General features: G+C 67.7%; 28 protein-coding genes. 17 read left to right on the forward strand and 11 right to left on the reverse strand.

Features of this window, described 5'->3' with window-relative positions; genetic code table 11:
* Positions 1-85 precede the first annotated feature (85 nt).
* Positions 86-1,681: a phosphoglycerate dehydrogenase gene (gene serA, locus ACGRVM_RS14895; RefSeq protein ID WP_377172926.1), complete on the forward strand. Its 1,596-nt coding sequence runs from the start codon at positions 86-88 to the stop codon at positions 1,679-1,681.
* A 48-nt stretch (positions 1,682-1,729) separates the two neighbouring features.
* Here the strand turns inward: serA and ACGRVM_RS14900 are convergent, their stop codons facing one another.
* The 5 genes from ACGRVM_RS14900 to ACGRVM_RS14920 form a co-directional block, all read right to left on the reverse strand.
* A complete protein-coding gene (locus ACGRVM_RS14900) occupies positions 1,730-2,170 on the reverse strand; it encodes a periplasmic heavy metal sensor (protein WP_377172927.1) in 441 nt (146 codons plus the stop codon).
* A 4-nt stretch (positions 2,171-2,174) separates the two neighbouring features.
* A complete protein-coding gene (locus ACGRVM_RS14905) occupies positions 2,175-2,555 on the reverse strand; it encodes a hypothetical protein (protein WP_377172928.1) in 381 nt (126 codons plus the stop codon).
* A complete protein-coding gene (locus ACGRVM_RS14910; RefSeq protein WP_377172929.1) occupies positions 2,545-3,114 on the reverse strand; it encodes a sigma-70 family RNA polymerase sigma factor in 570 nt (189 codons plus the stop codon). Before ACGRVM_RS14910 ends, ACGRVM_RS14905 begins: the two co-directional genes overlap by 11 nt.
* Positions 3,115-3,168: 54 nt before the next feature.
* A complete protein-coding gene (locus tag ACGRVM_RS14915) occupies positions 3,169-3,657 on the reverse strand; it encodes an EF-hand domain-containing protein (RefSeq protein ID WP_377172930.1) in 489 nt (162 codons plus the stop codon).
* Positions 3,658-3,822: 165 nt separating this feature from the next.
* Entirely contained in the window at positions 3,823-4,443 is a 621-nt protein-coding gene (locus ACGRVM_RS14920; RefSeq protein WP_377172931.1) for a TetR/AcrR family transcriptional regulator, read from the reverse strand.
* Positions 4,444-4,543: 100 nt separating this feature from the next.
* Between ACGRVM_RS14920 and ACGRVM_RS14925 the strand changes: the two genes are divergently transcribed.
* The 7 genes from ACGRVM_RS14925 (at position 4,544) to ACGRVM_RS14955 (ending at position 10,789) form a co-directional block, all read left to right on the forward strand.
* Positions 4,544-5,476: an AEC family transporter gene (locus ACGRVM_RS14925; protein WP_377172933.1), complete on the forward strand. Its 933-nt coding sequence runs from the start codon at positions 4,544-4,546 to the stop codon at positions 5,474-5,476.
* Between the two features lie 70 nt (positions 5,477-5,546).
* Positions 5,547-6,380: an S-formylglutathione hydrolase gene (fghA, locus tag ACGRVM_RS14930; protein WP_377172934.1), complete on the forward strand. Its 834-nt coding sequence runs from the start codon at positions 5,547-5,549 to the stop codon at positions 6,378-6,380.
* Between the two features lie 4 nt (positions 6,381-6,384).
* Positions 6,385-7,824 carry a Si-specific NAD(P)(+) transhydrogenase gene (sthA, locus tag ACGRVM_RS14935; protein ID WP_377173080.1) on the forward strand — a complete coding sequence of 480 codons (1,440 nt, stop codon included), beginning with the start codon at positions 6,385-6,387 and terminating at the stop codon, positions 7,822-7,824.
* Between the two features lie 10 nt (positions 7,825-7,834).
* Positions 7,835-8,299: a YaiI/YqxD family protein gene (locus ACGRVM_RS14940; RefSeq protein ID WP_377172936.1), complete on the forward strand. Its 465-nt coding sequence runs from the start codon at positions 7,835-7,837 to the stop codon at positions 8,297-8,299.
* On the forward strand, positions 8,296-9,258 hold the full coding sequence (locus ACGRVM_RS14945; RefSeq protein ID WP_377172937.1) for a DMT family transporter: 963 nt from the start codon (positions 8,296-8,298) through the stop codon (positions 9,256-9,258). The genes ACGRVM_RS14940 and ACGRVM_RS14945 overlap by 4 nt, the downstream gene beginning before the upstream one ends.
* Complete coding sequence (locus ACGRVM_RS14950; protein WP_377172939.1) at positions 9,255-9,875, forward strand: HAD family hydrolase; 621 nt, start codon at positions 9,255-9,257, stop codon at positions 9,873-9,875. The genes ACGRVM_RS14945 and ACGRVM_RS14950 overlap by 4 nt, the downstream gene beginning before the upstream one ends.
* Entirely contained in the window at positions 9,872-10,789 is a 918-nt protein-coding gene (locus ACGRVM_RS14955; RefSeq protein WP_377172940.1) for an alpha/beta fold hydrolase, read from the forward strand. Before ACGRVM_RS14950 ends, ACGRVM_RS14955 begins: the two co-directional genes overlap by 4 nt.
* Here ACGRVM_RS14955 and ACGRVM_RS14960 read toward each other — a convergent pair.
* From ACGRVM_RS14960 to ACGRVM_RS14970, 3 genes are all read right to left on the reverse strand, one after another.
* Complete coding sequence (locus tag ACGRVM_RS14960) at positions 10,786-12,018, reverse strand: MFS transporter (RefSeq protein WP_377172941.1); 1,233 nt, start codon at positions 12,016-12,018, stop codon at positions 10,786-10,788. The genes ACGRVM_RS14955 and ACGRVM_RS14960 overlap by 4 nt on opposite strands.
* Positions 12,019-12,087: 69 nt before the next feature.
* The gene (locus ACGRVM_RS14965; protein ID WP_377173082.1) at positions 12,088-12,876 is read right to left on the reverse strand and encodes an ion transporter; all 789 of its coding nucleotides are present in this window, start codon (positions 12,874-12,876) and stop codon (positions 12,088-12,090) included.
* A gap of 174 nt (positions 12,877-13,050) precedes the next feature.
* A complete protein-coding gene (locus ACGRVM_RS14970; RefSeq protein WP_377172943.1) occupies positions 13,051-14,010 on the reverse strand; it encodes an L-malyl-CoA/beta-methylmalyl-CoA lyase in 960 nt (319 codons plus the stop codon).
* Positions 14,011-14,236: 226 nt separating this feature from the next.
* Here ACGRVM_RS14970 and dgcN point away from each other — a divergent pair, with 226 nt between their 5' ends.
* Genes dgcN through ACGRVM_RS14985 form a run of 3 tightly spaced genes read left to right on the forward strand, consistent with a single transcriptional unit; the run spans position 14,237 to position 17,086 of the window.
* Positions 14,237-15,238, forward strand: a complete 1,002-nt coding sequence (gene dgcN / locus ACGRVM_RS14975) for an N-acetyltransferase DgcN (RefSeq protein WP_377172945.1) — start codon at positions 14,237-14,239, stop codon at positions 15,236-15,238.
* Between the two features lie 22 nt (positions 15,239-15,260).
* Complete coding sequence (dgcA, locus tag ACGRVM_RS14980; RefSeq protein ID WP_377172947.1) at positions 15,261-16,223, forward strand: N-acetyl-D-Glu racemase DgcA; 963 nt, start codon at positions 15,261-15,263, stop codon at positions 16,221-16,223.
* Positions 16,223-17,086, forward strand: coding sequence for a D-amino-acid transaminase (locus tag ACGRVM_RS14985; RefSeq protein ID WP_377172948.1), 864 nt, complete (start codon positions 16,223-16,225; stop codon positions 17,084-17,086). Before dgcA ends, ACGRVM_RS14985 begins: the two co-directional genes overlap by 1 nt.
* 68 nt (positions 17,087-17,154) lie before the next feature.
* Here the strand turns inward: ACGRVM_RS14985 and ACGRVM_RS14990 are convergent, their stop codons facing one another.
* The 3 genes from ACGRVM_RS14990 to ACGRVM_RS15000 are packed head-to-tail and all read right to left on the reverse strand — an operon-like array spanning position 17,155 to position 18,623.
* Positions 17,155-17,472 (reverse strand): DUF1244 domain-containing protein, encoded by a 318-nt coding sequence (locus ACGRVM_RS14990; RefSeq protein WP_377172949.1) that lies wholly within the window; start codon positions 17,470-17,472, stop codon positions 17,155-17,157.
* A 47-nt stretch (positions 17,473-17,519) separates the two neighbouring features.
* Positions 17,520-17,867 (reverse strand): 5-carboxymethyl-2-hydroxymuconate Delta-isomerase, encoded by a 348-nt coding sequence (locus ACGRVM_RS14995; protein WP_377172951.1) that lies wholly within the window; start codon positions 17,865-17,867, stop codon positions 17,520-17,522.
* Positions 17,868-17,882: 15 nt separating this feature from the next.
* A complete protein-coding gene (locus tag ACGRVM_RS15000; protein ID WP_377172953.1) occupies positions 17,883-18,623 on the reverse strand; it encodes an N-formylglutamate amidohydrolase in 741 nt (246 codons plus the stop codon).
* A 134-nt stretch (positions 18,624-18,757) separates the two neighbouring features.
* Between ACGRVM_RS15000 and pyk the strand changes: the two genes are divergently transcribed.
* The 6 genes from pyk to ACGRVM_RS15030 all read left to right on the forward strand — a co-directional run bounded on the left by pyk (position 18,758) and on the right by ACGRVM_RS15030 (position 25,483).
* A complete protein-coding gene (gene pyk, locus ACGRVM_RS15005) occupies positions 18,758-20,203 on the forward strand; it encodes a pyruvate kinase (RefSeq protein ID WP_377172955.1) in 1,446 nt (481 codons plus the stop codon).
* Positions 20,204-20,239: 36 nt separating this feature from the next.
* Positions 20,240-20,464, forward strand: coding sequence for a hypothetical protein (locus ACGRVM_RS15010; RefSeq protein ID WP_377172957.1), 225 nt, complete (start codon positions 20,240-20,242; stop codon positions 20,462-20,464).
* A gap of 120 nt (positions 20,465-20,584) precedes the next feature.
* Entirely contained in the window at positions 20,585-20,785 is a 201-nt protein-coding gene (gene rpmI, locus ACGRVM_RS15015; protein WP_377172959.1) for a 50S ribosomal protein L35, read from the forward strand.
* Positions 20,786-20,797: 12 nt separating this feature from the next.
* Positions 20,798-21,163: a 50S ribosomal protein L20 gene (gene rplT / locus ACGRVM_RS15020; RefSeq protein WP_377172960.1), complete on the forward strand. Its 366-nt coding sequence runs from the start codon at positions 20,798-20,800 to the stop codon at positions 21,161-21,163.
* A gap of 145 nt (positions 21,164-21,308) precedes the next feature.
* Positions 21,309-22,412 carry an efflux RND transporter periplasmic adaptor subunit gene (locus ACGRVM_RS15025; protein WP_377172962.1) on the forward strand — a complete coding sequence of 368 codons (1,104 nt, stop codon included), beginning with the start codon at positions 21,309-21,311 and terminating at the stop codon, positions 22,410-22,412.
* Positions 22,409-25,483: an efflux RND transporter permease subunit gene (locus tag ACGRVM_RS15030; RefSeq protein ID WP_377172964.1), complete on the forward strand. Its 3,075-nt coding sequence runs from the start codon at positions 22,409-22,411 to the stop codon at positions 25,481-25,483. The genes ACGRVM_RS15025 and ACGRVM_RS15030 overlap by 4 nt, the downstream gene beginning before the upstream one ends.
* Positions 25,484-25,504 lie beyond the last annotated feature (21 nt).

The raw sequence follows: 25,504 nt of genomic DNA on the forward strand, positions 1-25,504 counted from the left end.
GCCGAGCGCGCTGCTCTCTGAGCCTTTTTTCGGCGGGCCGCTCATGGCCCGCCCCCTCCCCTATTTGCATGAAGGACGCCCAAAAATGGCTCCCAAGGTACTCGTTTCCGACAAGCTGAGTGAAACCGCCGTCCAGATCTTCCGCGATCGCGGCATCGATGTGGATTTCCGCCCGGAACTCGGCAAGGACAAGGACAAGCTGGCCGAGGTGATCGGCGCGTATGACGGCCTCGCCATCCGCTCGGCCACCAAGGTGACCGAGAAGATCCTCGAGAACGCCCATAATCTCAAGGTGATCGCCCGCGCGGGCATCGGCACCGACAATATCGACAAGGTCGCGGCCTCGAAGAAGGGCGTGATCGTCATGAACACGCCCTTCGGCAACATGATCACCACCGCCGAGCATGCCATTGCGCTGATGTTCGCCGTGGCGCGCCAGATCCCCGAGGCCAGCGCCTCGACCCATGCGGGCAAATGGGAGAAGTCGCGCTTCATGGGGACCGAGCTGACCGGCAAGACGCTGGGCGTGATCGGCGCGGGCAATATCGGCGGCATCGTCTGCGACCGCGCGCGCGGCCTCAAAATGAAGGTGCTGGCCTATGATCCCTTCCTCAGCGAGGCAAAGGCCGACAAGATGGGCGTCGAGAAGGTCGAACTGGGCGATCTGCTGGCGCGCGCCGATTTCATCACGCTGCACGTGCCCCTAACGGATCAGACGCGCAACATCCTGAGCCGCGAGAACCTCGAGAAGACCAAGAAGGGCGTGCGCATCATCAATTGCGCGCGCGGCGGTCTCGTGGACGAGGACGCCGCCGCCGACCTGCTGAAATCGGGCCATATCGCGGGCGCGGCCTTCGACGTCTTCGCCGAAGAGCCCGCCACCGAGAACCCGCTTTTCGGCCTGCCCAACGTGGTCTGTACGCCCCATCTTGGCGCGGCGACGACCGAGGCACAGGAAAACGTGGCGCTCCAGGTGGCCGAGCAGATGTCGGATTACCTGCTGACCGGGGCCGTCTCGAACGCGCTCAACATGCCGTCCGTCACCGCCGAGGAGGCCAAGGTGATGGGCCCGTGGATCAAGCTGGCGGGACATTTGGGCAGCTTCATCGGCCAGATGACCGACGAGCCGATCAAGGCGATCAACATCCTCTATGACGGCGTCGCGGCCAGCATGAACCTCGCCGCGCTCACCTCGGCCTCGGTCGCGGGGATCATGAAGACGGTGAACCCCGAGGTGAACATGGTCAGCGCGCCCGTGGTGGCCAAGGAACGCGGCATCAAGATCAGCACGACGCATCAGGACAAATCCGGCGCCTTCGAGGGCTATATCAAGCTGACCGTCGTCACCGACAAGCGTGAGCGCTCGATCGGCGGCACGATCTTCTCGGATGGCAAACCGCGTTTCATCCAGATCAAGGGCATCAACATCGACGCCGAAATCGGGGCGCATATGCTCTACACCACGAACCGCGACGAGCCGGGGATTATCGGCGCGCTCGGCAACACGATGGGCTCGAACGGGGTGAACATCGCCAACTTCACCCTGGGCCGCAGCACGGCGGGCGGCGAGGCGATCGCGCTTCTCTATGTCGATGCGCCCGTGCCCGAGGACGTGATCGCGAAGCTGCACGAGACCGGCCTCTTCCAGCAGATCAAGCCGCTGCAATTCGCCGTCGAATGATGCGAGCGCCCCGGCGCCGGGACATCTCTCGGCGCCGGGGCGGTGCCCCTATTCCTTCGCGCCGTGCCGACGCATGCGCTGCATGAGGCGCTCGGCATACCCCGCGCGCTCCTCGGCGCTCATACGTGTCAGCGCCTCGATCAGCACCGTCTCGCCCTGCGCGGCCCGCTCCGCGCCGAGGCGCCGCTGGTCCTGCAGGAGCGCGCGCAGATCCTCTGGAACGAACGGCTCCGCCCGCAGCACCTCCATCAGCGCCTCGAAACGGGCGCGCCGCTCGCTTCGACCCTCGCGCGCCTCGCGCCGCAGCTCGGCGCGTGTCTCCGCCGGGAGCGCCGCGATGAGGGGCGAGCCGCGCCAGCGCGCCTCCTGCCGGTCACCCCGCCCCGACAGCGCCGCCCCCGCGACGAGGCCGATCAGCGCGAAATTGAGCGCGAGCGAGGCGATGGCGACGAGGCGCCAGCGGCGTGCGGCATCAAGGCGGGTCGTCATCGGATCACTCCACTTCGAGATACTGGAAATCATAGGCCGGGATCAGCGTGGTCATGGCCAGCGTGTCGCCGCCGGGCCAGACGGCCGTGCCCAGACCCGCAGGATCCGCCAGCCCGAAGGCCAGCCCGGCGAGCCCCGCCGCCACCAGCCCGCCCCAGATGGCGGGACGCGGCGCCCGGCGCGGACGATGCGCCGCCGCATCGCGGGCGATGCGGGCCATCAGCATGTCCGAGGGCGCGGGCGCACCGGCCCGCGCCGCGCGCAGTTCGGCCAGAACCGCCGCATCGGCCGCGATACGGCGCATCAGCGCGGCCGAAGGGCGTGCCGGGGCGGCCTGCGACAGCGCGGCGAGCGCGGCGGCATCCGCCTTGCGATCATCGGTCATAGCCAAGCTCCTCCTTGCGATGTCCGAGCGCCCGCCCGAGCGCCGCACGCCCCCGTGCGGTAAGGCTCTCGACGGCCTTGACGCTCACCCCCATCGTGGCGGCGATCTCGGGGTTGGGCAATTCCTCGATATGGCGCAGCACGACGGCGAGGCGCTGACGCTCCGGCAGATCCATGAGCGCGGCGCCCAGCGCATCCTGCCGCTCGCGCGCCTCGATACGCGCGTCGGCGCCCGGCGCGGGATCGGCAGGCTCCGCCGCACCCTCCAGCGGAGACAGGCGCGCGCGCCGCCGGAGCCGATCGGTGCAGAGATTGGCCGCGACGCGGTAGAGCCAGGTCGAGACCTGCGCGCGCCCCGCCTCCCATTCGGGCGCGATCCTCCAAAGCCGCAGCAACGCCTCCTGCGTGACGTCCTCCGCGTCCTGCACATCGTTCAGCATGCGCAGGGCGACGGCCAGAACGCGCGGCGCGTGACGCTCGGCCAGCGGCGCGGCGGCGGCCGCGTCGCCCGCGGCATAGGCGGCCAGAAGCGCCTCATCGGAAAGGGTCGATGCACTCATCGCGCGTCCTTCGGGTCTGCGCCCGGCCCGCAGTTCAGGGCCGGGCGCCGGTGTTCACTCGGCCTTGGGCTCGGTGCCGTCCTTCTGCTTCTTGCCATGATGCTTCATCGCGCGGGCGATTTCTTCCTCATCGAGAACATCGTCGTCATTGGCGTCCACCCGATCGAACATGCGCATCGCGCGCTTCTCCATGCGCTCGCTCCGCTTGTCCTCCATCTCGGCCTTGGAGACCTGTCCATCGCCATCCGCATCGAGCCGCGCGAAGCGCTGCTCGGCGCGCTGCGTTGCATCGGCCACGGCGCGCGCGGTCATTTCCTCGAGCGAGAGCGCGCCGCTTCCATCCGCATCGGCCCGCGCGAAACGCGCCTCGCGCGCCCCATCGACCTCTGCGCGCGTGATGCGGCCGTCCCCGTCGAGATCGAGCATCATCAGATGCCCGCCCCGCTTGCCGCCCTCGGGACCCTCGCCCTCGGCCTGCGCGGCGGGCGCGAGCGCGAGGCCCGCCATCAGGGAGATCATCGCAAAAGTGAGACTGTGTTTCATGTCGGTATCCTTTATCCTCACGCGGTTTCGCGTCGTTGCAGGGATGATACGCATCAGATGCCCGCTTCCGTCGGTGAAGCGCGATTTTTTCTCGACGCCTCGGCGGAAGAAGGCGCGGCGGCTTTGGGAGTGATTTGGAAAGACCTCAGCGAACTGCCCGCCGCCTCAGTCCGCGCCGTAGCGCGCGAGGAACATGGCGACGGCGGCGCTCGTGACGCGGGTGATGTCGGCTTCGCTGACGCCGTCGCTTACGCCGCAGAGGCGGCGCGAGAAGAGATCGCTCTTGCACAGCTCGCCGAGCTGGTTGGCGGCCATGTCGATATCGTCGATCCTGAGGGCGCCGCGCTCGACATAGGCCCTCAGGATCGCGCCGAGCTTCTGGCGGAGCATCTGCGGGCCCGAGGCATAGAAGCGTTGGCCGAGTTCGGGAAAGCGGTGGCTTTCGGCGACGCAGATGCGATAGATCTGCTGGCCGAAATCCGACAGGAAAAAGCGCGTGATGCGCTCGGCGACCGCCGTGAGCGATGCCTCGACCGGCGCGTCCGGGTCGATCACGGCCATCGCCGCGCTGGCCTGCCGGTCGCATTCCATGCGCGCGACCTCGGAGAAGAGCAGCCGCTTGTCCGGGAAATAGCTGTAGAGCGTCGCCTTCGAGACGCCCGCCGCGCGCGCGATATCGTCGACATTGGCCCCGTCGAAGCCGTCGCGCATGAAGACGTCGCGCGCACCGGCCAGCACCTGATCGAATTTGCGACCCTTCCGGATCTCGCCGCTCGTCGCCGCCATGCACCTGTCCCTTTGCTTCGGCGAACCCTAGAGCGCGCGTTCCGCCCTCGCAAGCACGCCCGAGATTGACGCGGCGCCAGCGCCTGCTACTCAGGGCGCCATGGCCGCGATTTTCGTTCAGACCCTGCCCTTCTTCATGATCATCGCGCTGGGATACGGCGCGGGGCGCAGCGGCTTTTTCACGCCGCAGGCGACGGCATTTCTGACGAAATTTGTCTTCTATTTCGCGCTTTCGGCGATGCTGCTGCGCTTTTCGGCCAATCTGGGCCTGCGCGAGGTGTTCGATCTAGACTTCGTGCTGGCTTATCTCTGCGGCTCGGCATTCGTCTATGCGCTCGCCACCCTCGTCGGCTGGATGCGCGGCATCACCGCCGAGGAGGCCGCCGTCGAGGCGCAATGCGCGGTGATCGGCAATGTCGGATTCCTCGGCCTGCCGATGCTGGCCATGCTGATGGGCGAGGCCGCGATCGCGTCGGTGATGCTGGTGCTGGCGGTCGATCTCATCGTCTTCGGCGCGCTGATCGTGATCGTCATCACCGGTACGCGCGACGGGCGGATGCGGCCCGCGGTGCTGGGCACGGTGGGGATGGGCCTTCTGAAGAACCCGATGATCGTGTCGATCGTGCTGGGCCTCGCGTGGTCGGCCTCGCGCCTGCCAATTCCCGGCCCTATCAATGAATTTCTGATCATCCTCGGCGGCGCCGCGACGCCCGGCGCGCTTTTCGCCATCGGCGCCTCGCTCGCCGGGAAATCGGCCGAGCGGCCCCATGTGGCGGGCTGGCTCAGCTTCGCCAAGCTGGTCCTGCATCCCGCCGCCGTCGCCGTCTTCGCGCTCTGGGTTTTCGCCGTGCCGCCCTATGCCGCCGCCGTGATGATCGCGGCCGCCGCGCTGCCGGTGGCCGGGAACGTCTACATGCTCGCGCAGCATTACGGCGTGGCGCCGCAGCGCGTCTCGACCGCGATCCTGATCTCGACGGTGCTGGCCGCCGTCACGGTCTCGCTGGTCATCGGCTGGGTGCAGCCGCTCTATTAGGCGTTTCGTCCTTCGCGGGTGCCTGTTAAGCAAGGGCGAGCGACACACAGATCGACAAAGGAGCGCCGCCATGGAGACGAAATCGGAAAACGCCTGTTTCGGCGGGGTTCAGGGCGTCTATACCCATGCCTCGAAGGCGACGGGCACGGACATGACCTTCGGCCTGTTCCTGCCCGCCGAGGCGCGGGACGGCCCGGTTCCCGTGCTGTGGTATCTGTCGGGCCTCACCTGCACGCATGAGAACGCCATGACCAAGGCGGGCGCGCAGGGCTGGGCCGCCGAACAGGGCATCGCGCTCGTCTTTCCCGACACCTCGCCGCGCGGCGCGGGCGTGGCCGATGACGAGGCGTTCGACATGGGCCAAGGCGCGGGCTTCTACCTGGACGCGACGCAAGATCCCTGGGCCGCGCATTTCAAGATGCGCAGCTATGTCGCCGAGGAACTGCCGACGCTCATAGACAACAATTTCGCTGTGGACATGGAGCGGCAGGCGATCACCGGGCATTCGATGGGCGGGCACGGCGCGCTGACGCTGGCCATGTCGCTGCCGGGGCGCTTCCGCTCGGTCTCGGCCTTCTCGCCGATTTGCAACCCCTCGGCCAGCGATTGGGGCCGCAAGCAGCTCTCGGGCTATCTCGGCGAGGACGATGCCGCCCACGCCGCGCATGACGCGAGCCGCCTGATGGCCGAACGGGGCTTCGACGGGCCGATGCTGGTCGATACCGGCACGGACGATCAGTTCCTCGACCTGCTGATGCCGGAGACGCTGGCCGAAGCCGCCGCCAAGCGGCGCCAGCAGAGCATCCTGCGCATGCAGCCCGGCTACGATCACAGCTATTTCTTCGTCTCCTCCTTCATGGAGGATCACGTCACCTTCCACGCCGAGGCACTTTATGCGCGATGAGCATATGGACCATTACGATCTGATCATCATCGGCTCGGGCCCCGCGGGCCGCGCCGCCGCGATCCAGGCGGGCAAGCTGAACCGCAAGGTTCTGGTGATCGACCGCAGGGACCAGCTTGGGGGCGTGTCGGCCCATACCGGCACCATCCCGTCCAAGACGCTGCGCGAGACGGTGCTAAATCTTTCGGGCTGGCGCGAGCGCAGCTTCTACGGGCGCTCCTACCGGGTGAAGGACGATATCGGCGCCGAGGATCTGCAACAGCGCCTGACCAAGACCGTCGATTACGAGGTCGACGTACTCGAGCATCAGTTCAACCGCAACCACGTCGAGACGCTGCACGGCATGGCAAGTTTCGTCGGCCCCAACGAGATCGAGGTGCAGGTGGATGCGGGCCAGACGACGCGCCTGAGGGCCGACAAGTTCCTGATCGCGACCGGCACCAAGACCTACCGCCCCAAGACATGCCCCTTCAACGGCACCACGGTCCTGGACAGCGACGAGTTTCTCAAGATCGACCGCATTCCGCGCAGCCTGACCGTGATCGGCGCGGGCGTGATCGGCGTGGAATACGCGACCATGTTCTCGGCGCTCGACGTGCGCGTGACGCTGATCGAGCCGCGCGCGACCTTCCTCGATTTCATCGACCACACGCTGATCGAGGATTTCACCCACCAGATCCGCGAGAACGGCGTCGATCTGCGCCTCGGCTCGCCCATCGAGAGCATCGAGGATGCGGGCCGGCATGTGGAGGTGACGCTCGAAAACGGCCGCCATGTGCGCTCGGACATGCTCCTCTTCGCCGCCGGGCGCATGGGCGCGACCGAGAAGCTGGGCCTCGCCAAGGCGGGGCTCGAGACCGATCATCGCGGCCGGCTCGAGGTGGACCGCAAGACCTATCAGACCAAGGTGCCGCATATCTATGCCGCGGGCGACGTGATCGGCCATCCCAGCCTCGCCTCGACCTCGCTCCAGCAGGGGCGCATCGCGGCCTGTCACGCGCTCGACACGCCGACCCTGCCCGAAAGCCCGTGGTTTCCCTACGGCATCTATTCGGTCCCCGAGATCAGCACCTGCGGCATGTCCGAGGAAGAGATGCAGGAGCGCGGCATCCCCTACGAAGTCGGCATCGCGCGCTTCCGCGAAACGTCGCGCGGGCATATCATGGGCCTCGAGCATGGCATGCTGAAGATGCTCTTCTCGCTCAAGACGCGGCGCGTGCTCGGCGTGCAGATCGTGGGCGAAGGCGCGACCGAGCTGATCCACATCGCGCAGGCGGTGCTGAACCTCAAGGGCACCGTGGATTACTTCGTACAGAACACCTTTAACTACCCGACGCTGGCCGAAGCCTACAAGATCGCCGGTCTGGATGCGTTCAACCGCATGCCGATCCCCGAGGAATACAAGGTGCACCGCGACGATAAGACAAAGGCCGCGGCGACGTGAAGGCGCGCCCATGATCTACGTCGATGCCGATGCCTGCCCCGTCAAGGACGAGGCGATCCGCGTCGGCACGCGGCACGGCCTCAAGGTGCATATCGTCTCGAACGGGGGCCTGCGCCCGTCGCCTCATCCGCTGGTCGAGACGGTGATCGTGCCCGACGGGCCGGACGTGGCCGACATGTGGATCGCCGAGCGCGCTGGGCCGGGCGACGTGGTGGTGACGGGCGACATCCCCCTCGCCGCGAAATGCGTCGAGGCGGGCGCGCTGGTGCTCAAGCATAACGGCGAGGCGTTGACGGCGGCCAATATCGGCAATGTGCTTGCCACGCGCGATCTGATGGCCGATCTGCGCGCCGCCGATCCCTTTCGCCAGGGCGGCGGCAAGGGCTTCACCAAGGCCGACCGCTCGCGCTTTCTCGACGCGCTTGAGCGGATGGTGCGGCAGGCCGAGGCCAAGGCCGGGGCACCGCGCGCATGACCAGCCTGGCCGCCCCGTCGAGCAACACCGTCGGCGCCTTCTGCGCGATGGCGGCGATCCTCTGCTTTTCCTTCGTCGATCTGGGGATCAAGCTGCTGAGCGAGACCTACGCGCTTCACCAGGTGGTGCTCCTGCGCTCGGTCGTCAGCCTCGCGGTCTTCGGCGCGCTCATCATGCCCTTCAGCGGGGGCCTCGGCGTCTTCCGCACCCGGCGGCCCGGCGCGCATCTGTTGCGCGGGGTCTTCATCGTCTGCGCCAATGTCTGCCTCTTCTTGGGCCTCGCCGCCATGCCCATCGCGGATGCGGTCGCCATCTTCTTCATCTCGCCCCTGGCGATCGCCGCCATGTCCGTCGTCTTTCTGGGCGAGACGGTGGGGCCGCGCCGCTGGATCGCCATCGCGGTCGGCCTCGTCGGGGTGCTGATGATCGTGCAGCCCGGCACGGCGGCGTTTCAGGCGGCCTCGCTCCTGCCCGCCATCGCCGCCATCCTCTATGGCGCGATGCACATGGTCACGCGCAAGATCCGCGACACCGAGAGCGCGGGCACCATGACGATCTACGTCATTCTCACCTTCCTCGTCTCGAGCGCGATCATCGGCTTCTTCATCAGCGACGGGCGCTTCGAGGCGGGCGCGCATCCGGCGCTGTCCTTCCTTCTGCGGGCGTGGCCGCCGCTCGAGTCGGCGGATCTGTGGGTGATCGTGATGCTCGGCTTCGCGGGGGTCGGCGGCAGCTGGCTCATCACGCAGGCCTACCGGCTGAGCGAGGCCGCCTTCGCCGCGCCCTTCGAATACGTGGCCATGCCCATCGCGATCTTCTGGGGCGTCGTCTTCTTCGACACATGGCCCACGGCGAACGCATGGGCGGGCATCGCGCTCATCATCGGCTCGGGTCTCTACATGCTCTGGCGCGAGCACAGCACGGGCCGCACGCGCGAGCAGCCGAGGTATCGCCGGTGACGCCCCGCGCCGTGGTCTTCGATATCGGAAACGTGCTGATCGAATGGCAGCCCGAGCGGTATTTCGACCGCGTGAGCGGCCCCGAGCGGCGCTGCGCGATGTTCGAGGAGATCGACATTCACGCCATGATGACGCGGATCGATCGCGGCGCGCATTTCGGCGAGGAGGCGGCGCGCATGGCCGCCGCCCATCCCGACTTCGCGGCCGAGCTGCTCCAGTTCCGCGACCGTTGGTGCGATATCGCGCAGCCCGCCATTCCGCATTCCGTGCGTCTTCTGCAGGCGCTCCGCGCGCGCGGCGTGCCGGTCTTCGCGCTGTCGAATTTCGGGGCCGAAAATTTCCCGCTCAGCGCCGCGCAATTTCCGTTCCTGCAAGGGTTCGATCGCGCCTATATCTCGGGGCGGATGCGCATGGCCAAGCCCGATCCCGCGATCTATGCCGCCGTCGAGGATGATTGCGGCCTGCCGCCCGAGGCGCTGCTCTTCACCGACGACCGGGCAGAGAACATCGCCGCCGCCGCGGCGCGCGGCTGGCAGGTGCATCTCTTCGAGCATCCCGAGGGGCTGGCCCGCGCGCTCGTCGCGCTCGGCCTTCTGGATGAGGACGAGGCGCTGTGAGCTGGGCGCTGGGCGCGCTCACAGCTCTCGCCGCCGCGCCCTTCCTGCGCGAGGGGCTGCGCCCGCGCATGGGCGCGCGCGCCCGGCAGGCTGCGCCCGGCGCCTTCGCCGCCTTGCCGCAGGGCGCCACGCATTACCGCTGGCTCGGCGCCGAGAGCGGGCCCGTGGCGGTCTGCGTCCATGGCCTCACGACCCCCTCGCCGGTCTGGGAGGCGCTCGCCGAGGCACTGGGCGGCATGGGCTACCGTGTGCTGATCTACGATCTTTACGGGCGCGGTTATTCGGATCGTCCGCGCGGCGCGCAGGATGCCGATTTCTTCGCGGGCCAGCTCGAGGCGCTGCTGGCGGATCAGGGAATCGAAGAGAAGATCACGCTGCTCGGCTATTCGATGGGCGGCATGATCGCGCCGCGCTTCGCCGTTCGGAACCCGGGCCGCCTGCGGCGTATGATCCTGCTGGCACCGGCGGGGATCGGGCATGACCTCGGCCCCGCCTCGCGCCTCATGGCCAATACCGGCCCCTTCGGGACATGGGCGATGCTGCTGATCTATGGCCGGTCGCTGCGCCGCGCGCTCGAGGCCGAGCGCGCGCAGCCCGGCGCGGTGCCCGGCATGATCGACATCCAGATCGCGCAAACGCGCCAGCGCGGCTTTCTGCCTGCGGTCCTCTCCTCGCTGCGCCATACGCTCGACACCGATTGCGCGGCGGATCACCGCGCGCTGGCCGAGGCGGGCACGCCGGTTCTGGCCATCTGGGCCGAGAAGGACGAGGTGATCCCGCTCGCCGGGCGCGAGACGCTGGCCGCGTGGAACCCGGGCGCGGGCCACGAGGTGGTGCCGGATGCGGGCCACGCCCTGCCCTACAGCCACCCAGAAGAGGTGGCCGCGATCCTGCGCCGGCGGCTCGGCGATTAGGCCGGGACCAGCCGCTTTTCCTTGATCGGCAGATGCACGATCGCGCTGAACGCGCCGACACCGACGCCGATCCACCAGACGGCGGTGTAGTCGCCGTAGATGTCGTACATCCGCCCGCCGAGCCAGACGCCGAGGAAACTGCCGAGCTGGTGGCTGAAAAAGACGATGCCGTAGAGCGTGCCCATGTAGCGCAGACCATAGAGATGCGCCACGAGACCCGAGGTCAGCGGCACCGTCGCCAGCCAGAGCGCGCCCATCGAGACCGAAAAGAGCAGCACCGTCGCGGGCGTGATCGGCGTCAGGATGAAGGCGGCGGCGATGATCGTGCGGCCCGCATAGATGCCCGCCAGCAGGTATTTGCGCGAATAACGCTTGCCCGCCCAGCCGGCCGCCAGCGTCCCCGCGATATTGGCGAGCCCGATGAGCGAGATGGCCACCGCGCCCAGCGCCGAGGTGCTGGTGATACCGATGTTGTAGAGCATGCCGCCCGGCATGATCGGGCCGCACATCTCGGTCACGAAGGCCGGGAAATGCGCGGTGATGAAGGCGAGCTGATAGCCGCAGCTGAAGAACCCGAGGAAGATCAGCGCATAGCTCGGATCGCGCATGGCGCGGCCGAGGATCTGGCCCATGCTTTCTTCCAGCTCCGAGCGCGTCGCCACCACCGGAACGCGCATCATCGGCAGCACCATCAGGCTGGCGAGGATGACGCCCGCGAAGAGCAGGAACACCATCTGCCAGCTCATGACGCCCAGCAGCGCCTCGGCCACCGGCGCGCCGAAGACCTGGCCCGCCGATCCGGCGGCGGTCGCGATGGCGAGACTCATCGAGCGGTGCTCGTCGCTGCTGGCGCGGCCCACGACGGCGAGGATCACGCCGAAGCCGGTGCCCGCGATCCCGAAGCCGACGAAGATCTCGAAGAACTGATGCGCGCCGGGCGTCACCGCGAAGGACGAGGCGACGAGCCCCGCGGCGTAGGTCAGCGCGCCGATGACGATGGCGCGGCGATCCCCGATCTTTTCGGCCAGCGCGCCGAACAAGGGCTGCCCGATCCCCCAGGCGAGGTTCTGGATCGCGATGGCGAGGCTGAATTCGCTGCGCAGCCAGCCGAACTCGTCCGCGATGGGGATCTGAAACACGCCGAAGGAGGCGCGGATGGCGAAGGAGATCACCATGATGACGCAGCCCGCGATAAGAACGGGCGTGAAGAGCGATGCTGGCTTGTCCATGGCGGGTCCCGAAGCGGCGGATGGCGCACCATTCGGCATTTCGGGCGCGGCGTCAAACCCTGCGCGGGCTCAATCCTTGCGATCCTCGCACAGCTTGTCGAGCTTGGCCTCCATCGCCGCGAGGCGGGCCAGCACGTCGTCGCGATAGCTGTTGGTGCTCTCCTCGCTCTCGGCATGATGCGCGTCCTGCATCGAGTTGACGATGAGACCGACCAGAAGGTTCACCACCGCGAAGGTCGTGATGAGGATGAAGGGCAGGAAGAACGCCCAGGCCCAGGGATGCACGTCCATCACCGGGCGCACGATGCCCATGGACCACGATTCGAGCGTCATGATCTGGAAAAGCGTATAGCCCGAGCGGCCGAGCGTGCCGAACCATTCGGGGAAATCGGCGGCGAAGAGCTTGGTCGCGATGACCGCGCCGATATAGAAGATGATCGCCATCAGCAGAAAGACCGAGCCCATGCCTGGCAGCGCCGTCACGAAGCCCTCGACCACGCGGCGCAGGCGCGGCGCGACCGATATGACCCGCAGCACGCGCAGGATGCGCAGCGCCCGCAGCGCCGAGAGGGTCTGCCCCGCCGGAACGAGCGCGATCGCGACGATCACCAGATCGAAGATGCTCCAGCCGTCGCGGAAGAATCTGCCGCCCCGCGCATAGAGCTTCAGTCCGATCTCGATGACGAAGAAGGCGAGGCAGGCGGTATCGAGCGCGATGATGAGCGGCCCGAACTGCTCCATCAGCGGCGCGGATGTCTCCATCCCGAGGATGATCGCGTTGAAGATGATGACGCCGATGATGACCTGGCGCACCCAGTCGCGCGACAGGAACGCATCCAGCCTTTCGCGTGTGCCCATGCTCTGCCCTGCCTGCACCGTCACCCGAAGCCCGCCTTTCATGCAAAACGGGCGGCCCCGATCCGTGCCGCCCTTCTTTCTTCTTGCCTCAAATATCCACTCGGCGAAAATCTGCAAGATTTTCGGCGCAGCGCGCCCTCGGCCGAGCGGCCCGCCGCTCGTGCGGCGCCCGGCTCAGCCCTTGGCGATCATCTCGGACTGGCGCACGATGACCTCGGCCTGCTTGATGCTCGCGATATCGACGAGACGGCCCTTGTAGACGGTCGCGCCCTCGCCATTGGCCTTGGCCGTCTCCATCGCGGCGAGGATCTCGCGCGCCTCGGCCACGGCCCCTTCGGTCGGGGTGAAGACCTCGTTGGCGAGCGCGATCTGCTTGGGGTGGATCGCCCATTTGCCGACCATGCCGAGCGTGGCCGAACGCAGCGCCTGCGCGCGAAAGCCCTCGTCGTCCGAGAAATCTCCAAAAGGGCCATCGACCGGCAAAAGGCCATGCGTGCGGCAGGCCGCGACGATGGCGGCCTGCGCCCAGTGCCACGGGTCCGACCAGTGTTTCTGCCCTTCGTGGATCATGTAGTAGTTTTCCTGCGTGCCGCCGATGCCCGTGGTCGCCATGCCCATCGAGGCCGCGAAATCGGCGGCGCCGAGGCTCATCGCCTGAAGGCGGGGGCTGGCGGCGGCGATCTCCTCCACATGGGCGATGCCCGCCGCGCTCTCGATGATGACTTCGAAGCTGATCGGCTTCTGCCGCCCCTTGGCGCGCTCGACGGCGGTGACCAGCGCATCGACGGCATAGACATCCGCCGCGCAGCCGACCTTCGGGATCATGATCTGGTCGAGCCGGTCCCCGGCCTGCTCCAGCAAATCGACCACATCGCGATACCACCAGGGCGTGTCGAGACCGTTGATCCGGACGCTGAGATATTTCGTGCCCCAATCGACCGAATTGATCGCGTCGATCGTCTGGCTCCGCGCCAGATCCTTGTCGGTGGGGCTGACCGAATCCTCGAGGTCGATATTGATCACATCCGCCGCGCTCGCCGCCATCTTCTCGAAGAGCTTCGCGTTCGATCCCGGCCCGAAAAGCTGGCACCGGTTGGGGCGGGCGGGAGCGGGCGGTTGCAGGCGAAAGCTCATATCGGGCCTCTCGGATAAGGAAATTGCGCTTGGATGCGGCCAATCGGTATTAAATTACCCGGCCCTTCGCAAGGTCGTTTTGCAGTTGCAGCATTTCGGGCGGCCGCCGGCAAGGGCGCCGCACAGGAATTCGCGTGAACCCGCGCGGGATCTTGGCTATGACGACGCCAAGAGACGATTCCGAATTCCGGGCACGCGCGCCCGTCCAGGTCCGAGGACGACAGACATGATCGAGACGCCATACCTTCTCTTTCTGGGCGATGCGCCCGACATGCTCGCGGCGAAGGTCGCCATCGGCATCCGCGACTGGCGCCCCGAGAACGCGGTGGGCCAGATCAGCCTGCCGGGCTGCGGCGCCAACCTCGGCCTCACCGAGATGTCGCTGGCCGAGGGGCGCGAGGCCGGGGCCCGCACGCTCGTGATCGGTGTCGCCAATCGCGGCGGCATCATCTCGGCCAAGTGGAAAGAGGTGCTGATCGAGGCGCTCGAGATGGGCTATGATCTGGCCAGTGGGCTGCACAACCTTCTGCGCAACGAGCCCGATCTCGTGGCCGCCGCCGCCCAGAACGGGCGCGCGCTTCACGATGTGCGCATACCCTCGGTGCAATATCCCATCGCCAATGGCGAGAAGCGCACGGGCAAGCGCTGCCTCGCGGTGGGCACCGACTGCTCGGTCGGCAAGATGTATACGGCGATGGCGATGGAGCGTGACATGACCGCACGCGGCATGAAGGCCACCTTCCGCGCCACCGGCCAGACGGGTATTCTCATCACCGGAGGAGGCGTGCCGCTCGATGCGGTGATCGCCGATTTCATGGCCGGCTCGATCGAATATCTGACGCCCGACAACGATCCCGACCATTGGGACATGATCGAGGGGCAAGGCAGCCTGTTCCACGTCTCCTATTCGGGCGTCACGCTCGCGCTCATCCATGGCGGGCAGCCCGACGCGCTGATCCTCTGCCACGAGCCGACGCGCAGCCACATGCGCGGGCTGCCGGGCTACACGCTTCCCAGCCTCGAGGCGCTGCGCGACATGGCGTTGCCGCTGGCGCAGGTGGCGAACCCCGCCTGCCGCGTCGCGGGCATCTCGATCAACACCCAGCACATGAGCGAGGAGGAGGCGCGCGGCTATCTCGCCGAGGTCTCGCAGCGCATGGGCCTGCCCGCGACCGATCCCTACCGTTTCGGCGCGGATGTCCTGGTGGACGCGCTCGCGGGCCTCTGAAGCAAGGATGAAGGACGACCCCATGCAGGTATCGGTGACGCGCGACGTTTTTCGGCTGGCGCAGGTCTTCACGATCAGCCGCGGCTCGCGAACCGAGGCGCAGGTCCTGACGGTGAGCGTCTCGGACGGGGTGCATCAGGGGCGCGGCGAATGCGTGCCATACGCGCGCTATGGCGAGACACTGGAGAGCGTGACGGCCCAGATCGAAAGCACGCGGGTGACGGACCGCGCGGCCCTTGCCGAGCAGCTTCCGGCGGGCGCCGCGCGCAACGCGCTCGACTGCGCGCTCTGGGATCTCGAGGCCAAGCGCGCGGGGCGGCGCGTCTGGGACCTGGCCGGGCTGCCCGCGCCGAAGCCCGAGATCACGGCCTATACCCTCTCGCTCGACACGCCCGAGGCGATGCAAGCGCAGGCCGCGAAGAACGCGCATCGCCCTCTTCTCAAGATCAAGCTCGGCACGCCCGACGACATGCCCCGCCTCGAAGCCGTGCGCGCCGGGGCGCCCGAGGCGCGGATCATCGTCGATGCGAACGAGGGATGGAGCGCCGCAATCTACGCCGATCTCGCCCCGCATCTGGTGCGGCTTGGCGTCGCGCTGGTCGAGCAACCCTTGCCCGCAGGCGAGGACGATGCGCTTCTGGGCGTCGCGCGGCCCCTGCCCGTCTGCGCCGACGAAAGCTGCCATGACCGCGCGAGCCTCGCCGCGCTCAAGGGCAAGTATGACGTCGTGAACATCAAGCTCGACAAGACCGGCGGGCTGACCGAGGCGCTCGAGCTGCGCCGCGCGGCGCTGGCCGAGGGCTATGACGTCATGGTCGGTTGCATGATCGGCTCGAGCCTTGCGATGGCGCCCGCCGTGCTGGTGGCGCAGGGCGCGATGGTGACCGACCTTGACGGGCCGCTCCTTCTGGCCGAGGACCGGGACACACCGCTGACATTCGACAGCGCCGGGGTGCATCCCCCCGCGCCGGAACTATGGGGATAATGACGATGCGCACTGTTTACGTGAATGGCGACTACCTGCCCGAGACCGAAGCCAAGGTCTCGATCTTCGACCGCGGCTTCCTGATGGCCGATGGCGTCTACGAGGTGGTCACCGTCCTTAGTGGAAAGCTGATCGATTTCGAAGGCCACATGCTGCGCCTCGACCGCTCGCTCGGTGAGCTGGAAATGGCGCAGCCCGATGCGCGCGAGGATTTGCTTGAGATCCACCGCGAGCTCATCACGCGCAACGCGATCGACGAGGGGCTGATCTACATGCAGGTCACGCGCGGCAATCCGGGCGACCGCGATTTTCATTACCCGCCCGAGGGGACCAAGCCGACGCTGGTCCTCTTCACGCAGTCCATGCCCGGCCTGATCGACAGCGCCAAGGCCAAGCGCGGCGCGCGCGTCGTAACGGTGCCGGACCTGCGCTGGGGCCGCCGCGACATCAAGACGGTGCAGCTTCTTTATCCGTCGATGGCCAAGATGGCCGCCTCGGCTGCCGGTGTCGATGACGCGTGGATGATCGAGGACGGCCTCATCACCGAAGGCACATCGAACAACGCCTACATCATCAAGGACGGGCGGATCGTCACCCGCGCGCTCAGCCACGACATCCTGCACGGCATCACCCGCGCCACCGTGCTGCGCTTCGCCCGCGAGGCCCAGATGGAGGTCGAGGAGCGCAGCTTCACCCTCGAAGAGGCGCTGGACGCCGACGAAGCCTTCATCACCTCGGCGAGCGCCTTCGTCACCCCCGTGGTCGAGATCGACGGCGAGAAGGTGGGCAGCGGCGCGCCCGGCCCCGTCGCCGCGCGCCTGCGCGAAATCTATATCGACGAGAGCCTCAAGGCCGCGATCTGAGCGCGCTTCAAGCTTCATCTTGGCGAAAATACTCGAATCGGGCCGTCCTCAAGGGGCGGCCCGATCGCCTATTGCCGCTTTTTCTCGACATTCTCGGCGAAGGCCGTCTTGAACGCCGCCTGCTTGCCCGCATCCGCTTCGGTCTGGTGCTGCGATTTCCACTCGTCCATCGTCATGCCGTAGAAGATCTCGCGCGCCTCGTCCTTGGTCATCTCGATGCCGCGTTCGTTCGCGGCCTCCTGATACCAGCGGCTGAGGCAGTTCCGGCAAAAGCCGGTCAGGTTCATCATGTCGATATTCTGCACGTCGGTGCGCTCGACCATGAGATGATGGCGCAGGGCGCGAAAGGCGGCGGCTTCGAGCTCTAGGCGGGTCTGGTCGTCCATGTCGTCTCCTTCGAAAGTCTGGTGAGCAGTGGTCAGTCGGCCACGTGTCAGTCGGGCAGCACGCGCTTGGCATAGGCGGGGCTCAGATCGGCCACGTCCACCGAGAGGCTGTGGACCTGCGGCAGCTCGGCCTCCAGCACGCGCAGGATCGTTTGCGACAGGTCGGACTTGGTGTCCTCGCTGCGTCCCGGCAAGAGGCGCAAGGTCGCGTGGAGATAGCTCTGCCCGCGCGTGCCGAGCAGATGCGCGCCCGAGGCATGGGTCCGCAGCTTGAGCGTTTCGGGCTTCGTCACCGCCTCATGCGCGGCGAGTGCCTCGAAAAGCCTCGCGCACAGCGCCTCGAGCGCGGCGCCGCCGGCGGCGTCCGGGGAGTGTTCGATCACGAGATGCGGCATGATGCGCCTCCTTGTCTAAAGCTCCGCCTCGGCCAGCGTCTCGGCGAGGATCGGCGCAAGTCGCGCGGCCCAGGCCTTTTGTTGCGCCTCGGTCGCGATGAGGTCATTGCGCAGCTCGATCAGCACATTGGGCCGCCCCTTGCCGATGCCGTGCCGCGCGATGGTATCGCCCGGAAGATGGCCCGTATAGGGCTGGTTGTCGCCGACGCTCAGATCGGGCTCGGCCCGCAGGCGCCGCAGCAGCGGATGCGCCAGACGCGTGTCGGTGGAATAGAGCACGCCGATCTGCCAGGGGCGCGGCGGGCGGCCGCGCAGTTGCGGCGTGAAACTGTGGACCGAGACGAGCACGGGCGCCGGCCGCGCGTCGGCCGCGCGGGAGATGGCCTCGTGATAGGGCCGATGGCAGCGGCGCAGACGCTCGCCCGCGTCGATCTCGGAAATGCCGCGATTGCCCGGAATGATCGTGCCGTCATAAAGCTGCATGATGAGCGTGGGGTCGTCCTCGCCGCGGTTCGGGTCGATCACGAGGCGCGAGAAGCGCGACAGGACGGCCGGCCCGTTCAGCATAGCGGCGAGCGCGCGGCTCACGCCTTCGGCGCCCGGATCGTAGGCGATGTGGCGCGCCATGTCCTCGGGCGCGACGCCGAGGCAGCCGCCATTGGCGAAATCCGGCACGAAATTGGACGCATGATCGCACAGGACGAGCCAGCGCCCCTCGCGCGTCTCTCCGTCCATGACGACTGGATGAAATGTCACCTCGAAATCCCCGTGAAATCCCTGTCCGCCCTTTGCCCCGGCGCAAAAGAGTGGCATTGGTGCGGGCATGTCCGGGCGCCCTGTCCGGCCCCTTTTAATGTGCCCGGCGCAACAGACTACAGGAAGTTTGACATATGAGACGCCATCGCAACGTCAAGATCGTCGCCACGCTCGGCCCGGCCTCCGAAAGCTACGAGATGATCCGCGCCCTGCATGAGGCGGGAGCGGATGTCTTTCGCCTGAACATGAGCCACGGCGCGCATGACGACATCCGCGAGAAGCACCGCATCATCCGGCAGGTCGAGCAGGATCTCGACAGCCCGATCTGCATTCTGGCCGATCTTCAGGGCCCGAAGCTGCGCGTCGGCGTCTTCGCCAATGGCGAGGAGGAGCTGGAGGCGGGCGCCTCCTTCCGTCTCGACCTCGACGAGGCCGAGGGCGACGCCACCCGCGTTTGCCTGCCCCATCCCGAGATTTTCCAGGCGCTCGAGCCGGGCGCGTCGCTTCTGGTCAATGACGGCAAGATCCGCCTCAGGGTGACGGACTGCAGCCCGAGCCACGCGACCTGCGAGGTGATCGTGGGCGGGACGATCTCGAACCGCAAGGGCGTGAACGTGCCCGATGTGGAATTGCCGCTGGCCGCCCTGTCCGAGAAGGACCGCAAGGATCTCGAATTCGTCTGCCAGCTCGGCGTCGACTGGCTCGCGCTCAGCTTCGTGCAGCGCCCCGAGGACGTGGCCGAGGCGCGCGCGCTGGCCAAGGGCCGGGCCGCGGTCCTGTCGAAGATCGAGAAGCCTTCGGCGGTCAAGCGGTTCGATGCGATCCTCGATGTGTCGGACGGGATCATGGTCGCGCGGGGCGATCTGGGGGTGGAGCTGCCCGTGCAGAACGTGCCGCCCATCCAGAAGCGCCTCGTGCGGGCCTGCCGCGCGGCGGCGAAACCGGTGATCGTCGCCACGCAGATGCTCGAATCCATGATCGAAAGCCCGGTGCCGACCCGCGCCGAGGTGAGCGACGTGGCGACCGCCATCTATGAAGGCGCCGACGCGATCATGCTATCGGCGGAATCCGCGGCGGGCGGCTATCCGGTCGAGGCGGTGACGACGATGGACAATGTCGCGCGCGAGGTCGAGGACGATCCGACCTATACGCAGATCATCGAATCGTCGCGCGTCGCCGCGCGCACCACGGTGGCCGACGGGATCGTCGCCGCCGCGCGCGAGATCGCCGAGACCGCCGATATCAAGGCGATCTGCTGCTTCACGCAATCGGGAACCACCGCGCTCTTGACCGCGCGCGAGCGGCCGCGCGTTCCGATCATCGCGATGACCTCGCTGCGCCGCACCGCCCGGCGGCTCGCGCTGACATGGGGCGTGAACTGCGTGATGACTTCCGAGCTCGACCGCTTCAAGATGGCCGTCATCAATGCCGCGCGCGCGGCGCGCGCGCAGGGCTACGCCACGACCGACGACCAGATCGTCGTGACCGCGGGCGTGCCCTTCAACGTGCCCGGCACCACGAACATCCTGCGCGTCGCGCCCTGCCAAGAAAGTTTGATATACGCCGCCGATCCGAGCTAAGGTGACGCAGGGGTAACTCATTCGGGCGGAACACTCATGAACAGCGACCAGATCCTGGTGCTCGGCGTCGTGCTGGGGGTGTTCTCCATCCCGGCGATCGTTTCTGCGATCTCCGACCGGCGCACGCCGCGTGTCGCGGCGCTCGTGCTGATCGGGGCGGGATGCCTCGTGATCTGGGCGATCACCAGCAAGCCGACGGGCTACAGCATCACCGATGTGCCCAAAGCCTTCGTGCGCGTGGTGGGCGGGCTTCTGAACTGAAGCGCCTTTGCCCTTGCAAGCGGCGCCCATCCCTCCTAAAAGGCGGCCTTCACCCGCGCGTCCGGCCCGAAGTGGCATGCCGAGTCGCGCGTTCGACCGACCACCAGTAAGGAGCCGGAAATGCCCAAGATGAAGACGAAATCGAGCTGCAAGAAGCGGTTCAAGATCTCGGCCTCTGGCCGCGTGATCGCAGCCCAAGCTGGCAAGCAGCACGGCATGATCAAGCGCAGCAACAAGTTCATCCGCAATGCGCGCGGAACGCAAACCCTGTCGAAGGCTGATGAGCAGATCATCAAGCCGATGATGCCCTACGCGCGCTAAGGAGAATCCGAGATGTCGAGAGTCAAGAGCGGCGTTGTCACCCACGCCCGTCACAAGAAAGTCATCAAGGCGGCCAAAGGCTATTACGGCCGCCGCAAGAACACCTTCCGCGTCGCGACGCAGGCCGTCGACAAGGCGAACCAGTACGCCACGCGCGACCGCAAGAACCGCAAGCGGAACTTCCGCGCGCTGTGGATCCAGCGCATCAACGCCGCCGTGCGCAGCCATGACGAGACGCTGACCTACAGCCGTTTCATCAACGGTCTGGCGCTGGCCGGTGTCGAGGTGGACCGCAAGGTTCTGGCCGATCTGGCCGTGCACGAGCCCGCGGCCTTCGCCGCGATCGTCGAGCAGGCCAAGGGCGCTCTGGCCGCCTGAGCCGCGCCGAATATTTGATCGAAACCGCCGCCGGGGCTCGCCTCGGCGGCGGTTTTCGTTGGGCGGCCCGAAAACTCTGCATGATTTGCGCGCCGCGCGGGCTATGATGAGGGTGAACCATGCGACCGCCAGCCCCGGAAGGCCGATGCAGAAAACACCCGTCTGGAAGCAACTCGCGCTGAGCGCCGCCCTGATCGCGGCGGGCGTCGCCGCATGGCAGTACCGTGCCGAGATCACCGCGCTCTGGCAGCCTGCCGAGAGCGCCGAACGCGAGCGCGGCGGTGACGGCACCGGCGTGCCCGTCCTCGTCGCCGACGTGGCCATGGCCGAGGACAGTATCTCCTTTTCGGCCGTCGGAACCGCGCTGGCGCAACGCTCGGTCACGCTGCGGGCGCCCGCGGGCGGCGAAATCACCGATCTGAACATCGCGCCCGGACGCAGTTTCAGTGAGGGCGACATCCTGATGCGGCTCGACGATGAGGACCAGCGCCTCGCGCTGAGCCTCGCCGAAGCACGGCAAGAGCGCGCGCTGTCGGAGCAGCAGCGCTATACCGGCCTGCGCGACACCGGCGTCACGACCGCCGCGCGCTTCGAGGACGCGATGACCGCCTACCGCATCGCCGAGATCGAGCTGGAGCAGGCCCGCGCCGATCTCGCCGACCGCGTGATGCGCGCGCCTTTCGACGGGATCGCCGGACTTTCGGAAGTCGAAGTGGGCGACCGGATCGAGCCGAACGAGCCGGTCGCGAGCTATGACGACCGAAGCACGATCCTCGTCGAGTTCGACCTGCCCGAGGCGCTCCTGCCGCGCGCCGAGTTGGGCATGGAGGTGCGCGCCACCTCCCCGAGCCTCGATACCGGCGAGATGATCGGCGCGCTTACCGCCATCGACAGCCGCGTGACGGCGACCACGCGCACCGCGCGGCTGCGTGCCGCCTTCGACAATCCCCATGACGCGGTGCGGCCCGGTGCCTCCTTCACGGTCACGCTCGATCTGCCCGGCGCGCGCTATCCCATCCTGCCCGAACTGGCGCTACAATTTTCGGGCGGTGCGCTTCAGGTCTGGCGCGTTGATGCCGAGGGGCTTGCGCAGCCCATAGAGGTGCGTCTCATTCGGCGGCGGGCGGGATCCGTTCTGGTGGACGGCCCGCTCGAGGAAGGCGACGAGATCGTGGTCGAGGGGTTGCAGCGCATGCGCCCGGGCCGCGCGGTGAACGTGCTGAACGCGGGCGGCACGGGCGCGACATGAGCGGGCGGGCCGATACCGGCGGCATCAGCGCCCTCAGCGTGCGGCGCCCCTGGCTCGCCGCCGTGATGAACCTTCTGATCGTGATCGCCGGGATCGGCGCGCTCTGGGGGCTCGAGATCCGCGAGCTTCCCGATATCGACCGGCCCGTTGTTTCGGTGCGCGCCAATTACCCCGGCGCCTCGCCCACCACGCTCGACGCCGAGGTCGCCTCGCTGGTCGAGGGGGCCGTCGCGCGCGTGGCCGGCGTCACCTCGGTCCGGACCTCCTCGGAAGAGGGCAATTTCCGCATGAGCGTCGAGTTCAATCCGGGCCGCGATCTCGATACCGCCGCCAGCGACGTGCGCGAGGCGGTCGCTCGGATCGAGCCGCGCCTGCCCGACGGGGTCGAGGACCTCTTCGTCGTCAAGTCCGAGCAGGACGCGGAGCCCGTGCTCGACGTCGCGATCTGGAGCGAGGCGCGCCCCATCGACGCGCTGACGCGGCTGATCGAAGACGCCGTCATCCCCGAATTCACCGCCGTGCCGGGCGTGGCGGAAGTCGCTCTCTTCGGCAATCGCGAGCGCGTGCTGCGGGTCGAGGTCGCGCCCGAACGCCTCGCCGCTTTCGGCCTCTCGATCGACGAGGTGGCCCGGACGCTGCGCGCCGCCCAGTTCGACGTGCCGGTCGGCAGCTTCGGCTCGGGCCAGCTCGAGGTTCTGGTGCGCGCCGACGCTACGGTGACCGATCCCGCGCGCATCGAGGCGCTGAAGATCCGCGAGAATATCCGCCTCGGCGACGTCTCGGACATCTATTTCGGCCTCGCGACGGCGGACAGCGTCGCGCGACTGGACGGGCGGCTGGTGCTCAATCTCGGGATCGTGCGTCAGGCGCAGTCCAATACCGTGGAGATCTCGGCCGATGTGCGCCGCGCCATCGAGGCGCTGCGCCTGCGCTATCCCGAACTGGGGTTCGAGATCACCTCGGACAGCGCGGTCTTCATCAAGGGCTCGATCCTCGAAGTGGCGAAATCGCTGGGGTTCGCCCTCCTGATCGTCATCGGGGTCATCTGGCTCTTCTTCGGGCGGCTGCGCACCGTGCTGATCCCGGCCACCGCGATTCCCATCGCGCTCACCGGATCGCTCGCGGCGATCTGGCTCCTCGGCTTTTCGATCAACCTCATCACGCTCCTGTCGCTGGTTCTGGCCACGGGGCTGGTGGTGGACGACGCCATCGTCGTGACCGAGAACATCCAGCGCAAGCGGCGGGAGGGGCTGGGCCGCCGGGCCGCCGCCGCGCTCGGCGCGCGCGAGGTGTTCTTCGCCGTCATCGCCACCACGGCGACGCTGATCGCGGTCTTCGTTCCCATCTCCTTCCTGCCGAGCGATGCGGGCCGCCTCTTCACCGAATTCGGCTTCGTGCTGGCGATCACCGTCGCGCTCTCGTCCTTCGTGGCGCTGACGATGTGCCCGATGCTGGCCTCGCTCTCGACCGACATGGGCGGCGGCACTGGCCCGCTCGCGCGCTTCGGAAGCTGGCTTTCGGGCCTCTACATGGCGCTGGTGCGGCCCATGATCGCGGCGCCGCTGGTGACCCTCGTGGCGGCCTCGCTCCTCGCCGGCTCGGCGGCGCTGGTCTATGGCCAGCTCGGCGAAGAGCTCTTGCCCGACGAGGATCGCGGCGAGATCGATGTGTGGATCCAGGGGCCCGACGGCACCGGTCTCGACTATACCGACCGGCAGGTCGAGCAGGTTGAGGCGATGCTCGCCCCCTATCTCGCCTCGGGCGCGGCGACGAGCCTGCAATCGATCACCGGGCGCTACGATCTCAACCGCGGCTCGATCGGGCTGCGCCTCGCGCCCTGGGACGCGCGCGAGATCAGCCAGGGCGAGATCGAGGCCGAGATCCGCCCGCGCCTTGCCGAGCTTGCGGGCGCGCAGGGGCGCATCTTCAGCGGCAACAGCCTCGGATTGCGCGGCGGCGGCGATGGGCTGCGCATCGCGCTCACCGGCCCGAGCTATCCCGCGATCGCGGAGGCCGCCGACAGCTTCGCCAAGGCGATGCGCGACGTGCCGGGCCTTTCCGACATCCGGGTCGAGTACCAGGCGACGCAGCCGCAGCTCAACGTGCTGGTGGACCGTGCCCGCGCGTCGGATCTCGGCATCGACATGGCCGCGCTCTCGACGACGCTGCGCGCGCTGATCGACGAGGACGAGATCGCCGAGCTGACCATCGAGGACGAGGCGGTGCCGATCATCCTGCAATCGAGCGCCGGCGCGGTGCGCGATCCGTCGGATCTGATGAACCTCTATGTGCGCAGCGAGACGGGCGCGCTCGTCCCGCTCAGCCAGCTCGTTGCATTCGAGGAGAACGGCGTCGCCGCCGAGCTCGACCGCCACGCCCAGCGCCGCGCGATCGAGCTCAACGCCTCCCTGTCGCCCGAGGTGCCGCTGCGCAGCGTGATCGACGATCTGCGCGCGCTGGCGGCGACGGAATTGCCCGGCGATATCGGCCTCATCTTTCTCGGCGAGGCGGCATCGCTCGACGAGACCTCCAGCGCGCTCACGGCCACCTATATCATCGCCCTCGTCGTCGTCTTCCTCGTCCTTCTGGCGCAGTTCGAGAGCCTGACGAGCGCGCTCGTGGTCATGGCGACGGTGCCCTTCGGCATCTGCGCCGCGATCTACGCCCTCCTGCTGACCGGCACGACGATCAACATCTACAGCCAGATCGGCGTGCTCATGCTGGTCGGGGTCATGGCCAAGAACGGCATCCTGCTGGTCGAATTCGCAGATCAGATCCGCGACAGGGGCGCAAGCGCCGCCGAGGCCGCGCTCGAGGCCGCGCGCGTGCGCCTGCGCCCCATTTCCATGACGCTCATCTGCACGGTCATGGCGGGCCTGCCGCTCATCCTCGGCTCGGGGCCGGGGGCCGAAGCGCGTGCCGCCATCGGCTGGGTCATCTTCGGCGGGCTGGGCCTCGCCGCGGCCTTCACGCTCTTTCTAACGCCCGCGGCCTATGCGTTGATCGCGGGTGCCTCCAAGCCCCGCGCCGCCGCCGGCGCCGCGCTCGAGGCCGAGCTGAAGGACGCCTGAGCCGCCCGTTCTTCTTGCCGG

The organism is Roseovarius aquimarinus (assembly GCF_043661195.1).
Lineage (GTDB): Bacteria > Pseudomonadota > Alphaproteobacteria > Rhodobacterales > Rhodobacteraceae > Roseovarius > Roseovarius aquimarinus.